Annotated in this window: 13 protein-coding genes, 1 tRNA gene and 1 pseudogene; 8 read left to right on the plus strand and 7 right to left on the minus strand. The window is 69.7% G+C overall.

Annotated elements, in window-relative coordinates:
• Positions 1–222 precede the first annotated feature (222 nt).
• A complete protein-coding gene (locus tag AB0368_RS18510; RefSeq protein WP_366155089.1) occupies positions 223–672 on the plus strand; it encodes a hypothetical protein in 450 nt (149 codons plus the stop codon).
• Between the two features lie 129 nt (positions 673–801).
• Here the strand turns inward: AB0368_RS18510 and AB0368_RS18515 are convergent, their stop codons facing one another.
• The 4 genes from AB0368_RS18515 to AB0368_RS18530 form a co-directional block, all read right to left on the minus strand.
• Positions 802–1479, minus strand: a complete 678-nt coding sequence (locus AB0368_RS18515; protein ID WP_366155090.1) for a hypothetical protein — start codon at positions 1477–1479, stop codon at positions 802–804.
• A gap of 313 nt (positions 1480–1792) precedes the next feature.
• Positions 1793–2599 (minus strand): WecB/TagA/CpsF family glycosyltransferase, encoded by an 807-nt coding sequence (locus AB0368_RS18520; protein WP_366155229.1) that lies wholly within the window; start codon positions 2597–2599, stop codon positions 1793–1795.
• Positions 2596–3669 carry an NAD-dependent epimerase/dehydratase family protein gene (locus AB0368_RS18525; RefSeq protein WP_366155091.1) on the minus strand — a complete coding sequence of 358 codons (1074 nt, stop codon included), beginning with the start codon at positions 3667–3669 and terminating at the stop codon, positions 2596–2598. Before AB0368_RS18525 ends, AB0368_RS18520 begins: the two co-directional genes overlap by 4 nt.
• Before the next feature lie 304 nt (positions 3670–3973).
• A tRNA-Leu gene (locus AB0368_RS18530) sits at positions 3974–4056 on the minus strand.
• A gap of 169 nt (positions 4057–4225) precedes the next feature.
• Between AB0368_RS18530 and AB0368_RS18535 the strand changes: the two genes are divergently transcribed.
• The 7 genes from AB0368_RS18535 to pknB all read left to right on the plus strand — a co-directional run bounded on the left by AB0368_RS18535 (position 4226) and on the right by pknB (position 13101).
• Complete coding sequence (locus AB0368_RS18535) at positions 4226–5008, plus strand: DUF3662 and FHA domain-containing protein (protein WP_366155092.1); 783 nt, start codon at positions 4226–4228, stop codon at positions 5006–5008.
• 5 nt (positions 5009–5013) lie between these two features.
• On the plus strand, positions 5014–5496 hold the full coding sequence (locus AB0368_RS18540; protein WP_366155093.1) for an FHA domain-containing protein: 483 nt from the start codon (positions 5014–5016) through the stop codon (positions 5494–5496).
• On the plus strand, positions 5493–6917 hold the full coding sequence (locus AB0368_RS18545; RefSeq protein WP_366155094.1) for a protein phosphatase 2C domain-containing protein: 1425 nt from the start codon (positions 5493–5495) through the stop codon (positions 6915–6917). Before AB0368_RS18540 ends, AB0368_RS18545 begins: the two co-directional genes overlap by 4 nt.
• 80 nt (positions 6918–6997) lie before the next feature.
• Positions 6998–8452 (plus strand): FtsW/RodA/SpoVE family cell cycle protein, encoded by a 1455-nt coding sequence (locus AB0368_RS18550; RefSeq protein ID WP_366155230.1) that lies wholly within the window; start codon positions 6998–7000, stop codon positions 8450–8452.
• Positions 8449–9951: a penicillin-binding protein 2 gene (locus AB0368_RS18555; protein ID WP_366155095.1), complete on the plus strand. Its 1503-nt coding sequence runs from the start codon at positions 8449–8451 to the stop codon at positions 9949–9951. Before AB0368_RS18550 ends, AB0368_RS18555 begins: the two co-directional genes overlap by 4 nt.
• Position 9952: 1 nt before the next feature.
• Complete coding sequence (locus AB0368_RS18560) at positions 9953–11308, plus strand: protein kinase (protein ID WP_366155096.1); 1356 nt, start codon at positions 9953–9955, stop codon at positions 11306–11308.
• On the plus strand, positions 11305–13101 hold the full coding sequence (gene pknB / locus AB0368_RS18565) for a Stk1 family PASTA domain-containing Ser/Thr kinase (RefSeq protein WP_366155097.1): 1797 nt from the start codon (positions 11305–11307) through the stop codon (positions 13099–13101). The genes AB0368_RS18560 and pknB overlap by 4 nt, the downstream gene beginning before the upstream one ends.
• A 53-nt stretch (positions 13102–13154) precedes the next feature.
• Here the strand turns inward: pknB and AB0368_RS18570 are convergent, their stop codons facing one another.
• The 3 genes and pseudogenes from AB0368_RS18570 to AB0368_RS18580 all read right to left on the minus strand — a co-directional run.
• Entirely contained in the window at positions 13155–13805 is a 651-nt protein-coding gene (locus AB0368_RS18570) for an aminodeoxychorismate/anthranilate synthase component II (protein WP_366155098.1), read from the minus strand.
• Between the two features lie 5 nt (positions 13806–13810).
• Positions 13811–14089 (minus strand): hypothetical protein, encoded by a 279-nt coding sequence (locus AB0368_RS18575; RefSeq protein ID WP_366155099.1) that lies wholly within the window; start codon positions 14087–14089, stop codon positions 13811–13813.
• 10 nt (positions 14090–14099) lie between these two features.
• Positions 14100–14879, minus strand: a pseudogene (locus AB0368_RS18580) (class E sortase); the annotation flags it as partial.
• Between the last annotated feature and the right edge of the window lie 241 nt (positions 14880–15120).

The raw sequence follows: 15120 nt of genomic DNA on the forward strand, positions 1-15120 counted from the left end.
GGGCCCACCGATCGAGAACGGCGGGATGCTGTCGCGGGTCATGGTGGCGGCCGTCGCATTTCGCCGTATTTGTACCGTCGCTCCTCGGGGACTCTCCTCGTTGAACGCCTTAAGCGCGGACCGGACCGCGCCCGCGTACCGCTGTTTGCCCGTACGGCTGACCGTCCCCCTCGCGTGACGGTGCGGGTAGGGCCAACTCAACGAGCGAGGCAAGGCGAGAACATGACGATTGGTTCCGACAATCTGAGCAACGGATCCCCCACCGCGCAGGACAGGTTCAGCGGAGGCGTGAGCGCATACCGGCAGAACCGGCGGGAAGCGGCGCTGGCGGCCGAGAACGGCGACGGCGAACTGATGGCGCGGGGCAGCGGGCCGAGTCTGTCCTCGTCCGGCCTGCCGACCCGTACCCCGATCGAGCCGACCAGTGCCCTGGACCGCGCGGCGAAGCTGCCCTCACTGGACATGCAGGGCCTGACCGAGCCGGTATTCCCGCCCGGGGGCTGGGTCGACGCGACCCCGTCCCCGTCGATGGCGGACCACCCGCTGCTGCGGGGGCTGCTGCTGGAGCTCCCGGCCCGTGGGACCCTGCCGCCGTCGGACTGGCTGGACCGCTGGTTCGAGGCCGCCCGCTCGATCCTCGAGCTGCTTTACGTGCAGGAAGCCAAGCGCTAGGAGTAGCAGGCGCCGGCCGTCGCGCCGGGGATCGGCCTGGTGGGCCGCTGTGGCGGCGGCGGTTCACCAGGCCCGCGGTTCGCCGGGACGTCGGCTCACCGGGCCCGGCGGTTCAGGACGACGGGTGGGTCAGGCTACGAGGCCCACCTCGTGGGCGGCCGGCGCCGGCGCGGCGGGCTCCTCCGGGAGCGCGGCATATGCCTCGGCCCGCGACTGCATCACCGGCCGGACCCGCAGACGACCCCGGCCGAGCGGAGCGAGCACTGCCACGTTCAGCCGGCTGTGCCGGACGGCGTGCCGCACCGCCAAGGTGAGAACCACGACCGAGGCCACGGTGATCGCGATTCCGGCAACCTCGGCGCCAGGTACCTCGACGAGCCCGGCTGCGATCGGGATGCCGATCACCGCGGCGAGCCCGGTGACCTGCAGCGGAGTCGCAAGCAGCGGATGCGCGGCGGCGGCCAGCAACGCGGGCGGCGCCGGTGTCATCGGAGCGGTCGCGAACGCCCCGGCCCCACGACGGATCCGAGTCAGGCGGCGCGCGGTAACGGTCACCACGACCACCGCCGGTACGGCCGGGAAGAGCGCGGCCGCCGGAGCCGCCGAGTCGCCGGGCAGCAGCCCGGTGACAACGGGAACGGCGATGAAGACCGCGACACCCGCACCGACCACCATGGACAACGCCTTTGCTCGACGCCGGAGCGCGCGGGCCGTGCGGGCGACGGGGAGCGCGTCGGCGAGCAGGCCGGCGGTGAGCCAGACCGCGGCGAGAGTGCCGATGACGATGAGGTCCGTCGTGGTGTTCACATCGACAGCCTTCACCCCCGGTGCAACCCGCAAAACCGGGATATCACCGGACTGCCAACCCGTAGGGGTTCAGCAGTAACTCCGCGTCCCTGCCGCGCTACTGCGCGCACTCATTCCAATGGGCGAAGCGGACAATGCCCACTGTTGCGACCGTGATGCGTGTCCTAATGTCGGGTGCCAGACGCCCGGTGATGCATCGGCCCCTCCGTACCTTCCGGGGACCGAGGCCGACCGTAGGCGACGGGCTCGACCTGGGGAGGTCGGCCGGGATCCTCGCAGCGATGCTGCGGGGTCCCGGCACCGCCCGGCGGCCTCAGACGGCGAAGGACTTGACCGGCTCGCTCGTGGCAGCCGGCGGATTCGCCTTCCACAATCCGGCCTTCTGCGCGGCAAGGCGCGAGACATACGCCGGGTTCAGCAGGACGTACCGCTTCCACAGCCGCTTCGGCTCCAGGCCGAGGCGCCACAGCCACTCGAGCGCGTACCTCTGCATCCACGCCGGCGGGTTCTTCAGCAGGCCCGCGTGATAGTCGAACGCGGCGCCGACGGCGAGCAGGGGCATGTCCAGCAGCGGGCGCATCGCGTACGCCCAGATCTCCTGTCGGGGGCAGCCCAGGCCGACCAGGACGATTCGCGCGCCGGAGGACTTGATCCGGTCGGCGATCTCCACGTCCTCGCCGGGCCGGTTGGCGCGGAACTTCGACGCCTCGATGCCGGCGATCTTCAGCGCCGGGAACATCCGCTCCAGCGCCGGCACAAGCTTGTCGAGGGTCGGCTGGGTGGATCCGTACAGGTAGACCGGCAAGCCCTCGGCCGCCGCTTGGCGCAGCACCCGCAGGGTCAGTTCCGGGCCGTAGACCCGGTCGGCGAGGCCCGCGTGGTGGACCAGGTTGAGCGCTCCGCGTACGGGTTGACCGTCCGGCGTCACCAGGTCGAACGAGTTGAGCCGCGCGTTGTGGGCCGGGTCCTGGACGCCGGTCATGACGCCGTGCACCGCGAGCGCGGTCACCGCGTAGTGCCGGCGCTCCCGGGCCGCCTCGATGATTCTTGCCGTGGCAGCGTCGTAGTCCACGGCGTCGACCAGCACGCCGAGGACGTTGCGCTTGCCATGGTCGATCATGATCCCGGGACCCACTTGTCCACGTTGGCCTCGTAGATCTCCTGGAGGATCATCGGGACGTCGTAGACCTGCTTCCACTCCGGGTAGTCGGCCTGGAAGGCGGCCATCGAGCCGATCCACCACTGGTGGTCGCCGATGCGGTTGTCGTCCACGTACTCGGTGATCATCGGCGTGCCGCTGATCTTCTCCGCGAGAGCGAACGCCTCGAGGTTCGAGCAGTTGGAGTGGCGGCCGCCGCCGAGGTTGTAGACCTTCGCCGAGCCCGGGTTGCGGAAGAACGCCTCGAAGGCGCCGAGCACGTCGTGGCTGTGGATGGCGTCGCGCACCTGCTTGCCCTTGTATCCGAAGATCCGGTACGTCCGGCGCTCCATGTTCGCGCGCATCACGTACCCGAGGAAGCCGTGCAGTTCGGTCGCCGAGTGAGCCGGACCGGTGAGCGTGCCGCCGCGGAAGATCGCCGTTTTCATGCCGAAGTAGCGACCGTACTCCTGGGCCATCACGTCGGCCGCCACCTTCGAGGCGCCGAAGATCGAGTGAAGGCAGCTGTCGATCGACATGCCCTCGGTGATGCCCTCGTAGTACGGATGCGCCGGGTCGAGCTCCCAGCGCGTCTCCTGCTCCACCAGCGGCAGCCGGTTGGGGGTGTCCCCGTACACCTTGTTGGTCGAGCAGTGGATGAACGGCGCCTCGATGCAGTGCTCCCGCGTGTTCTGCAGCATCGTCAGCGTGCCGCCGGCATTCACATCGAAGTCCGTGTACGGGTCCCGCACCGCCCAGTCGTGCGACGGCTGCGCCGCGGCGTGGATCACCACGGCGATGTCCTTGCCGTACCGCTGGAAGATCCGCCCAACCGCATCCCGGTCCCGGATGTCGACCCCGTGATGCTCGTACGCACGCCCGAGATCAGCCGTCAACCGCTGCACGTTCCAAGCAGTGGACGCCTCGGCCCCGAAGAACTCCTGCCGCATGTCGTTGTCGATCCCGACCACATCAAGACCCAGCCCGGCGAAGTGCCGCACCGCCTCGGACCCGATGAGACCACCTGAACCGGTAACCAGAGCAACGGCCACGAGCAAACTCTCCAGAGGTCTCGGGAGCGAAATCAGACGAGAGCATAACGCCCCCGCACACCCCCACCCCGTTTCACCCGAACGAGCAAGAGCACAAGAGCAAGCAAAAAGGGATCAAGGGCGGCCCAGCCGCACGAACCCAGAAGGAACCAAGGGCGGCGCAGCCGCACGAGTCACCCACCGCGAGCAGCCCGCCCAGGGTGCCCACCGCACCGCGGGGCTTCCGGGGGCCGAGCCCCCGGAGCAGATATGACGAGTGCCCCCGGTCCGCGCACTCCGCGGACAGGGGGCACCCTGGCACTCGTGGGGATGGGGGGAGTTGAACCCCCACGTCCTTTCGGACACACGGACCTGAACCGTGCGCGTCTGCCATTCCGCCACATCCCCGTGGCACTGCATCAGCCGGAACAGATTACGCTGTCCCTCGTTACATCGCGAGCAGGTAGCTGCCCCCGGCGCCAGGGAAGATTAGCACGGCGTCGAGGGCCGTCATACGAGGGTCAGGAGCGACCGGCCGCTCGTCGCAGAGATGCGCAAGCGGCGGCCGGATACCATCATGTCCTCGGAACCCGAGGAGGAGCCGGTGAGCGTGCTGCAGCGCTTTGAGAAGCGGTTGGAAGGCCTGGTCGAGGGGGCCTTCGCGAAGGTGTTCAAGGGTGTCGTGCACCCGGTGGAGATTCTGAATGCCATGCAGCGGGAGGCCGAGGCCCACAAGGCTATCCTCGCTGGTGGGCGGACTCTCGTGCCGAACCGCTACGTGATCGATCTCTCGCCGTACGACCACAGCAGGCTGGCGCCGTACGCCGCCGCACTGGCCCAGGAGCTGGCCCAGTCGCAGGCGGAGTTCATCGGCGAGCAGGCCTGGACGGTCTACGGGGACGTGATCGTCGAGATCGAGCGGGGCGACGGGCTGGACACGGGCATGTTCCGGGTGACGGCGGAGGTGTACACCGGCGGCGAAGTCGCCCCGGTGCAGCAGCCGGCGTACGACGCGCAGCCCGCCTACTCCCCGTACGACCAGCAGCAGGGCGGCTACCAGCAGCACGGGCACAACGGCCGGAACGTCGGGCTGGTGTCCGGCGACGGTCGTACGTACCCGTTGCAGATGGGCTCGACCGTGATCGGCCGGGGTGACCAGGCGAATCTGCGTCTGCCGGATGTCGGCATCTCGCGCCGCCACGCCCGGCTGGACTATGACGGCAGCCAGGTCGTGCTGACCGATCTCGGGTCGACGAACGGCACAATGGTGAACGGTCAGCGGGTGTCGGCCGTGGCGCTCAACCCGGGCGACATGATCCAGATCGGCACCACCACGTTGACGTTCCGAGTGGACGGCTAGTCACCTTGCCCGAATTCGTCCTCACCGTCGCCCGCTTCGGGTTCCTCATCCTGCTGTGGATCTTCGTATTCACGGTGGTCGGAGTGATCCGGAAGGATCTCTTCGCCGGTGTCCGGTCCAAGAGCATCGTCGCCACGCCCCGCGGGGTGGGTGGGGTGATGGCTCCTGGCCGGCCCGCGAAGGCGAAGCGGGGCAAGGCGGCACGGCAGCTGGTCGTGACCGCCGGTCAGCTGGCCGGGACTCGGATCACGCTAGGTGAGGCACATATCACGATAGGGCGCGCCGAGGACTCGACGCTCGTCATCACCGACGACTTCGCGTCCGCCCGGCATGCCCGGCTGGTCCCCCGCGATGGGCAGTGGTTCGTCGAGGATCTCGGCTCGACGAACGGGACCTATCTCGATCGCGGTAAGGTCTCCGGACCTACTCCCGTCCCCCTTGGCGTGCCGATCCGGATCGGCCGCACTTCTCTCGAGTTACGGCCATGACCCTGACCCTGCGCTACGCCGCCCAGAGCGACCGCGGTCTGATCCGAGACGGAAACCAGGATTCCGTCTACGCCGGACCGCGGCTGCTTGCCGTCGCCGACGGCATGGGCGGCATGGCCGCCGGTGACGTCGCCAGCAATATCGTCATAGCCGCCATGGCACCGCTGGACGAGGACGTGCCGGGCGATGCGCTCGTCGACGCCCTGCGACATGCGGTCGGGACGGCCAACCAACAGCTCCGGGACACCGTCGACGCCCACCCTCATCTCGAGGGGATGGGCACGACGCTCACCGCGGTGCTCTTCTCCGGCAGCAAGATCGGCATGGTGCACATCGGGGATTCCCGTGCCTATCTGCTGCGCAGCGGCGAGTTCTCCCAGATCACCAAGGACGACACGTACGTCCAGATGCTGGTCGACGAGGGCCGGATCAGCCCGGAGGAGGCGAGCAGTCACCCGCAGCGCTCGCTGCTCACCAGGGCGCTCGACGGCCGGGACATCGACCCGGAGTATTCGGTGCGCCAGGTCCTCAAGGGCGACCGCTATCTCATCTGCAGCGACGGCCTGTCCGGCGTGGTGAGTGCCGAGACCATCGGCGAGAGCATGCGCGACATCCCGGATCCGCAGGTCTGTGTCGAGCGGCTCGTGCAGCTGGCGCTGCGCGGCGGCGGACCGGACAACATCACCGTGGTGATCGCGGATGCGACCGACGCGGACATCGTCGAGCAGGCGCCGATCGTCGGTGGCGCGGCGGCTCGTGACCGCGGCAACTCCACCGTCGCCGACAGCTCCACCGCGGCCGCCCGGGCCGCCGCCCTGCACGCACCTCCGAGGCCGGCGCAGCCCGAGGGCGCGGCCTACGAACGTGACGAGCCGGACCCGCCCAAGCGGCACCCGGTGCGCACCACCCTTCTCGTCCTGTTGCTGCTCGCCGTGCTCGGCGGCGGCCTGTGGACGGGCTGGCGGTACACCCAGGACCAGTACTACGTCGGCGCCACCGACCAGGGCCAGCTCGCGATCTTCCGCGGCGTGCCCGGCCAGATCGCCGGCCTCGACCTGTCCAGCGTCAACGAGACCAGCAACGCGCGTCTCGACGACCTGACCACGGTCGCGCAGGATCGGGTCAAGCAGGGCATCCACGCCGACGACAAGTCCGACGCCCAGCGCCGGTTGCTCGAGCTGACCAGCGAAGACACGTCCAACCCCAACCTGAAGCCGGTGTGCGCGCCGGCCGCGCCGCCGTCCAGCACCCCGTCGGCGGGCCTTCCGGTCGCGCCGTCCGCCGGGAAGACCTCGGCTCCCACCCGGAACACCACCTCGTCGGTGCCCGATCTCGCGCCCGTCACCACGCCGGACGCCCAGCCCTCGGACCCGAACCCGCCGGTCAGCAGCGACCCGGTCGGGTGCCGGCCCGTCGACTGAGCGCCGCCCGACCGAAGTCTGGGGACTCCCTCTTGACCGCGCCCGCCCTCCCGGCTCCCACACCCGCCTCCACGGGTGAGATGCCGCGCGTCCAGGGAACCCGGACGGGACGCAACGCCGAGCTGGGTCTCCTGCTGTTCGCCATGGTGATCGTCGCCATCTTCGGCGCCACGGTCGAGGCCAATCAGCTCGACAAGCTCGGCCCGTCGTTCTGGGTGCCGGCGGTGCTGCTCGGGGTGCTCTTCGTCGGCCTGCACTTCGTCGTGCGCTTCACCGCGCCCTACGCGGATCCGGTCCTCATCCCGACGGTGGCGCTGATCAACGGTCTGGGTGTGGGGTTCCTGCGTCGTCTCGACCTGGCCCGGGCGATCGCCAGGAAGGAAGCGATCCCCGGCATCTTCGCCGGCACCAGCGGGCGCCAGCTGATGTGGACGCTGATCGCCGTGATCCTGGCGGCGGTGCTGCTCCTGGTCGTCCGGGACCACAAGGTCGTCTCGCGGTACGCGTACACGCTGGGCCTGGTCGGTATCGTCCTCGTGATGATCCCGGCGGTGCTGCCGGCGAGGTTCTCGGAGATCAACGGTGCCCGTCTGTGGATCAAACTGGGCGGTTTCTCGATTCAGCCGGGTGAGTTCGCCAAGCTGGCGCTGGTCTCCTTCTTCGCGTACTACCTGGTGCGCAAGCGTGAGGTGCTGTCGCTGGCCAGCCGCCGGGTCCTCGGCATCGACTTCCCCCGCGGCCGGGACCTCGGCCCCGTCGTGACGGTCTGGTTGCTGTCGCTGCTGGTCCTCGTCTTCGAGAAGGACCTCGGTACGGCGCTGCTCTACTTCGGTCTGTTCGTCGTGACCCTCTACGTCGCCACCGAGCGCGCGAGCTGGTTGATCATCGGCCTGGTGATGTTCTTCGGCGGCGTCTACGTGGCCTACCTGCTGGGCGCGGCCATCGGCGGACCCTTCGCCAACTTCTACGACCGCGCCTCGGTGTGGCTCGACCCGTTCAACCCGGTGTTCTACAACCGGGTCGGCGGCAGCGGCCAGCTCGTCCAGGGCCTGCTCGGCCTGGGTACGGGCGGACTGTTCGGCACCGGTCCGGGTGCCGGGTCGCCGGGCCAGGTTCCCGAGGTGCGTACCGACTTCATCTTCGCCGGCATGGGCGAGGAGATCGGCCTGTTCGGCCTCTCCGCGCTGCTCGTCTGCTACCTGCTGATCGTCGAGCGCGGGCTGCGGGCGGGTCTGGCCGTACGCGATTCCTTCGGCAAGCTGGTGGCCGGCGGCCTGGCGTTCACCCTCGGGTTGCAGGTCTTCGTCATCGTGGGTGGCATCACCGGCCTGATCCCGCTGACCGGTCAGACGACGCCGTTCCTGTCGGCCGGTGGTTCGTCGCTGATGGCGAACTGGCTGTTGGTGGCGATGCTGCTGCGCATCTCCGACGCCGGGCGCAGACCGGCGACGGGTGGTCCGGCGGCACAGGCCGGCGGACCGAAGCAGCCCCCCGCCCAGTTGCACGGCGCCATGACGGAGGTGATCAAGCCGTGAACGCACCCCTGCGTAAGGCCGGCGTGGTCATCCTCGTCCTGTTCGGCCTGTTGTTCGCCAACCTCAACTGGGTCCAGGCGTACAAAGCGGACGATTACCGTACGAGCGACTACAACGGCCGCGTGCAGATCGCCGAGTACGAGGTGCCCCGCGGCGTGATCGAGGCCGGCGGCCAGCCGCTGGCGGAGAGCAAGGCGACCGAGGGCACCCTCAAGTACCAGCGCGTGTATCCCGAGAAGCAGGTGTACGCGCCGATCATCGGCTACAAGCCGGTCAACGGCGCCGAGGTCGGCATCGAGCGCAGCGAGAACGACTTCCTGTCGGGCGCCAGCGACAAGCTCTTCGCCGACCGGATCAGCGCCATGTTCACCGGCGACGAGCCCGGCGGCGGCAACGTCGTGCTGTCGCTGAAGCCGAAGGCGCAGGAAGTCGCCTGGAAGCAGCTCACGAACAATGAGCGCGGCGCGAAGAAGGGGTCCGCGGTCGCCATCGATCCGCAGACGGGCGCGATCCAGGCGATGGTCTCCATGCCGAGCTATGACCCGAACCCGCTGGTCAGCCACGATCCCAAGGTCTCCGGGCCGGCGTACAAGGAGCTCAACGCCGACAAGGACAAGCCCATGCTCAACCGGGCGACGTCCGAGAACTACCCGCCGGGCTCGACCATGAAGGTCATCATCTCGGCGGCGGCGCTGAAGAACGGCTACACGCAGAGCAGCGAGATCCAGGCCGGTTCCGAGTACGTGGCGCCGGGCTCCGGAGCGCCCATCCACAACGCCGAGGCGGAGACCTGCCCCGGCGCGCGGGTGACGCTCAAGGAGGCGCTGACCGACAGTTGCAACACCGGCTTCGCGCGCCTCGGCGTCGACCTGGGCGCCGACAAGGTCAAGAAGGAAGCCCAGGACTGGGGCTTCGAGCAGGAGGACCTGACCGTCGGCAGCCTCCGTGACGGCGGCCTGCCGGTCGTGGCGAGCCGCACCGGCGACATGCAGAACCCGGACGGCAGCACCGACCCGGCCGCCCTCGCCCAGTCGTCGATCGGGCAGAAGGACGTCCGGATGACCACGGTGCAGGGCGCGCTGATGGCCGCGACCGTCGCCAACGGCGGCCGGCAGATGCGCCCCTACGTGGTGCAGCAGGAGCTCAGCGCGGATCGCCGGCCGATCTACAACGCCGACCCGGACGTCCTGCGGACGCCGATCAGCAGCGAGGTCGCCGGCAATCTCAAGGAGATGATGGTCAGCGTCGTCGAGAACGGCACCGGCAAACGGGCCCAGATCGACGGGTACGAGGTGGGCGGCAAGACCGGTACGGCGCAGAACGCCACGGGTGCCGACCCGCACGGCTGGTTCATCGGCTTCGCGTTCGACGACAAGGGGAAGCCGGTCTCCGCGGTGTGCGTCATGCTGGAGAACGTGTCCGGCGGTCACGCCAGCGCGGAGGCGGCGCGCATCGCCGGCCTCATCATGAAGGCCGCTGCCGGTGGGGGAGGGGACTGAGATGATCAGCCCTGGAGTGACCCTCGGTGGCCGGTACCGCCTGGACGAGCGGATCGCCGGCGGCGGCATGGGTGACGTGTGGCGCGGCACCGACGAGGTGCTCGGCCGTACGGTCGCCGTCAAGATCCTGCTGCCCGCCCTGCTGGACGAGCCCGGCTTCGCCGAGCGCTTCCGCGGTGAGGCCCGGACCATGGCGACCATCAACCACCCCGGCGTGGTCGACGTCTACGACTACGGCTCCGACCAGCAGCTCGCCTTCCTGGTGATGGAGTACGTCGAGGGCGACGCCCTGTCGCGCACCCTCAGCCGGGTCGGCCGGCTCACCCCGGCGCGCACCATGGCGCTCGTCGCCCAGGCGGCGGACGCGCTGCACGCCGCGCACGGGAACGGCATCGTGCACCGCGACGTCAAGCCCGGCAACCTGCTCGTACGCCCCAACGGCACGCTGGTGCTCACCGACTTCGGCATCGCCCGCTCCGCCCTGGTGGGGCAGCTCACGGTCGCCGGCTCGGTGCTCGGCACCGCCTCGTACATCTCTCCGGAGCAGGCGTCCGGCGCCGTCGCCACGGCCGCCTCCGACGTGTACGCGCTCGGCGTGGTCGCGTACCAATGCCTCTCCGGGCACCGGCCGTTCGACGGCGCGACGCCGATCGAGATCGCGATGAAGCATGTACGGGACGCGCCACGCCCGCTTCCTGCCGACATTCCGCCCGCGGTCCGTGCGATCGTCGATCGTGCGATGGCCAAGGACCCGAACGCCCGCTGGCCCACGGCTTCCGCGATGGCCGCCGTGGCGCGGCAGGCCGCGTCCTCCCTGACGACCCAGGTGCAGCAGCCGGCCGTCAACGGCTCTGCCCCCGTCGGCCGGCCGCACTCGGGCGGTCCGGCGGTGAACCACCCGCAGTCCGGCGGTCCCGCGGCCCCCAACCGGCCGTATTCCGGCGCGCCGACGTCCGGCCCGCCCGGACACCCGAACGCGGGGCAGGCGCGTCCGCCCTATCCGCCTGTGCCGCGGCCGGTCTCGGGTGGTCAGGGTGCTCGCGGCGCCGCGTCGGTGCCGCCGGCGCAGCAGCCGTACCGGCATCCCTCGGTCCCGCCGATGCAGCAGCACCCGGCGACGGCCCCGGGCAAGCAGTCGGACAACTCGGGGAGCCGGCAGGTTCTCATCGTGCTGGCCGTCGTGCTCGCCCTGCTCGTCCTCCTCTGCGCGGGCGTGATCTCTTTCCTCCTCAAGGAGGGGAATACCTCCATGGGCGGAGCCGATCCGTATCCGGCGGCGTCGTCGTACCGTCTCACGAACCCGGCTGGCGCAGCGCACAGCCCAGATCCCGCGACCGAAGGACGACAGACGTTATGACGGCGCAGGCCCGCCTGCTGGGTGGCAGGTATCAGGTCGGCGAGCTGCTCGGGTACGGCGGCATGGCCGAGGTGCACCGGGGTCGCGACCTGCGGCTCGGCCGCGACGTGGCCATCAAGATGCTGCGGTCCGACCTGGCCCGCGACGCCACCTTCCAGGAGCGGTTCCGGCGCGAGGCGCAGAACTCGGCGGCCCTCAACCACCCGGCGATCGTCGCCGTCTACGACACCGGCGAGGAGACCTCGTCCACCGGTGAGCGGCAGCCGTTCATCGTCATGGAGTTCGTCAGCGGGCGGACCCTCAAGGAGGTGCTCGCGGCCGAGCAGCGGATCCAGCCGCGCCGCGCCCTCGAGATGATCGCCGACATCTGCGCCGCCCTGGAGTTCAGCCACCGGCACGGCATCATCCACCGCGACATCAAGCCCGGCAACGTGATGATCACCCCGAACGGCCAGGTCAAGGTGATGGACTTCGGCATCGCCCGGGCCCTGGCCAGCGGTGCCACCACGATGACGCAGACCAGCGCGGTCATCGGCACGGCCCAGTACCTCTCGCCGGAGCAGGCCCGCGGCGAGTCGGTCGACGCCCGCTCCGATGTGTACGCGGCCGGCTGCGTGCTCTTCGAACTCGTCGTCGGGCACCCGCCGTTCGTCGGCGACAGCCCGGTCAGCGTGGCGTACCAGCACGTCCGCGAGGATCCCAAGGCGCCCAGCGACATCAACCGCGAGGTGTCGCCGGACGTCGACGCGATCGTGCTCAAGGCGCTGGCCAAGAACCCGCTGAACCGCTACCAGAGCGCGCAGGAGATGCGCGCCGACGCCCTGCGCGCCGTCGCCGGCCGGCCCGTCATGGCCACCCCGGTGATGTCCGAGGCCGAGACCATGGCCATGACCGGCCCGATGGGCCAGGCACCGACCGCGATGACGCGCCCCATCTCGGGCGCCGGCCCGCGGGGGCCGCAGCCGCCCGAGCGCAAGACGTCGTCGTGGGTGATGGCGGTGCTCGCGGCCCTCGGCGTGCTCGCCGTGGTCGCGCTCGGTATCGGCCTCGCGCTGGCCAACAACAAGAACGACAAGGGCGACGAGGTCAAGTCGGCGCCGGTCCCCAAGGTCATCGGTTTGTCGGAGCAGGCGGCCAAGAAGAAGCTCGGCGACTCCGGCTTCCTCAAGGTCGAACTCGGCACGCCCAAGGTGAAGGACGACTGCAAGGACACGGTCGACAGCCAGACGCCGCTGCCGGACCAGACGATCCAGACCGACCAGACGGTCACCCTCGTGATGTGCCAGAGCCCGGCGACCGAGCGCGTGCCGACGGGCCTCAAGGGTGGCACGGAGGATGCGGCCCGGGAGGCGCTGACCGCCAAGGGCCTGGTGCCGGTCATCGACCGGGTCGACAATGCCGCCCGTGAGGGTGAAGTGCTCGACGTCGAGTCCGAGGGCGAGCAGGTTCCCCGCGGCACCAAGATCACGGTGACGGTTTCGCGCGGCAACCTGGTCGAGATCCCGGACGTCAAGGGTCAGAACGTCGACGTGGCCAAGGCCCGGCTGCAAGACCGCGGCTTCACCAACATCCAGATCGAGGAGTCGAACCAGGACGGCACGCCCGGCACGGTCGTCGAGCAGACGCCCAACGCCAAGGAGAAGCGGTCGAAGTCGACGCAGATCACGCTGACGGTCATCGCCGAGGACGTGCCGGACCCGGGCGACTCCGGTACCCCCGACCCGGACGGCTCCGAGCCGCCGGGCGGCGACGGTGGCGGTGACGGCACCGGCGTAGGCGACCTCTTCGGCTGACACAGAAGCCCGGAACGCTGAGTGAGCGTTCCGGGCTTTCGTCGTTCAGAGCGTCAGACCGCGGCGAACGCGGCCCGGCGGCGGGTCTCCACCTCGGCGGCGAGCTCCGGGGCGCGCTCCAGCGCCTCCGGCATCCCGCACGCCGCGAGCCAGTTGGCCAGCATGGTGTGGCCGCCCTCGGTCAGCACCGACTCCGGGTGGAACTGGACGCCCTCGATCGGCAGCGTGCGGTGGCGCATCGCCATCACCACGCCCGACTCCGTCCAGCCCGTCACCTCGATCTCGTCGGGCAGGGTCTCCTCGACCACCGCGAGCGAGTGGTAGCGGGTCGCCGTGAACGGGTCCGGCAGGCCGGCCAGCACGCCCTCGCCCTTGTGCTGCACCGACGACGTCTTGCCGTGCAGCAGCTCCGGGGCCCGGGTCACGGTCGCGCCGAACGCCGCGCCGAACGCCTGGTGGCCGAGGCAGACGCCGAACATCGGGAGCTTGCCCGCGTACTCGCGGATGACGTCCATCGTGATGCCGGCGCGTTCGGGCGTACCCGGTCCGGGGGAGAGCAGGACCCCCGCGGCGCCGAAGCCGGCGACGTCGGCGACCGAGATCTCGTCGTTGCGCCGCACCTCGCAGTCGGCGCCGAGCTGGCCGAGGTACTGCACCAGGTTGAAGACGAACGAGTCGTAGTTGTCGATCACGAGGATGCGCACGGGGATCACCTGGGGCTTGCGGAGGGATCGGGGGCGTTCGTGTGCTGGTCGTACGGGATCTCGTCGGGCCCGACCTCGGCACCGTCGCCGGGCACCACCAGGTTCGGGTCCTGCTGCTCGGTGCCCGCCGTGCCGACCTGTACGTCGTCGAACGGCAGCAGCGGGGTCGCCCACGGGAAGACCACGTACCAGAGCAGCACGCCGACCGTCGCGACCAGCACGAGCGAGCCGGTCACCTTGCCCCACAGGCCGAAGGGCAGTTTGCGCCAGATCCAGGCGTACACGGGCCCCTCCCTACGCCTTCTTGAAGTCTGCGGGCTTGCCGGCGTCGGGCAGCTTGGCGTCACGCTTGACGGTGTCCACCAGCTCCGCGTGCACGATGAGCCGCTGATAATTGTTGAACTTCGGGTTGCACGTCGTCAGCGTGAGCATCGACTTCGTGGGCTTCTTGCCGGGCTGGCCGGGCACCGGCGCCACGACCTCCACCTGCGTCGGCTTCACGACCTCGCTGTAGGCGACCTTGTAGACGTACCAGTTGCTCCGCGTCTCCACACCGATGACGTCACCCTCGTGGAGCTCGTCCAGCCGCCAGAAGATCTTGCGAATCCGGTGCCCCGCGACGGAGAAGTTACCCACCTTGCCCGGCTGAGCAGAATCCGGATAGTGGCCGGGCGCATACCGGATGTCCTGCGGCCGTACGCCGTTGACGACGACCCAGTGCATCCCCAACTTGGGAATGTAGAGCCGCCCGACCAGATCCTTACCCGGCGCGGCGGGAGCGGCCTTCGTCGGCCCCGTACTCGGCGCGACCGTCGGATCGTTCCACTGCTCATCGAGCTGGTCGGCGAGGGTGTCCTGCTCGTCCTGAACCTTGGCCGAGTTGCCGAACACCTCGTACCCGGCGAACAGCAGCACGATCAGCCCGAACGTGATCATCAGCTCGCCGGAGACCCGGACACCGGCCCGGATCCGCGACCCGAGCGTCGGCCGGGTCAACTCGGAATACACGCTCTTGTAGCCCTCGCCGGTCTGCTCGGGACGCAGCTTGACGACCTTCTCCCCACGCTTCGGCTTCGTCTCCTCCACCGGCTCGTCGTCGCCCTCCCGCACGGCGGCGGCCGCCGCAGCCACGGAAGCCGCCCCGGCCGCATCACCCTTGTCCTTCACCGGGGTCCGCGCCGGCTTCGCGTCGTCCTTTTTCGGTACGGCGGGAAGCAGCCCGGTAGGCACGTCAGCAGTCCGGATCACCGCAGTGGCAGACGGATCGGCCCGGTCATCAACGGGCGCGATGCGGCTCGACCCGGAACTACGAATC

This window comes from Actinoplanes sp. NPDC051475 (assembly GCF_040689425.1).
Taxonomy (GTDB): domain Bacteria; phylum Actinomycetota; class Actinomycetes; order Mycobacteriales; family Micromonosporaceae; genus Actinoplanes.

Coding starts and splice junctions, on each gene's coding strand:
- AB0368_RS18510 (WP_366155089.1), top strand. CDS start 223: ATGACGATTGGTTCCGACAATCTGAGCAACGGATCCCCCACCGCGCAG.
- AB0368_RS18520 (WP_366155229.1), bottom strand. CDS start 2,599: ATGATCGACCATGGCAAGCGCAACGTCCTCGGCGTGCTGGTCGACGCC.
- AB0368_RS18535 (WP_366155092.1), top strand. CDS start 4,226: ATGTCCTCGGAACCCGAGGAGGAGCCGGTGAGCGTGCTGCAGCGCTTT.
- AB0368_RS18545 (WP_366155094.1), top strand. CDS start 5,493: ATGACCCTGACCCTGCGCTACGCCGCCCAGAGCGACCGCGGTCTGATC.
- AB0368_RS18550 (WP_366155230.1), top strand. CDS start 6,998: ATGCCGCGCGTCCAGGGAACCCGGACGGGACGCAACGCCGAGCTGGGT.
- AB0368_RS18560 (WP_366155096.1), top strand. CDS start 9,953: ATGATCAGCCCTGGAGTGACCCTCGGTGGCCGGTACCGCCTGGACGAG.
- pknB (WP_366155097.1), top strand. CDS start 11,305: ATGACGGCGCAGGCCCGCCTGCTGGGTGGCAGGTATCAGGTCGGCGAG.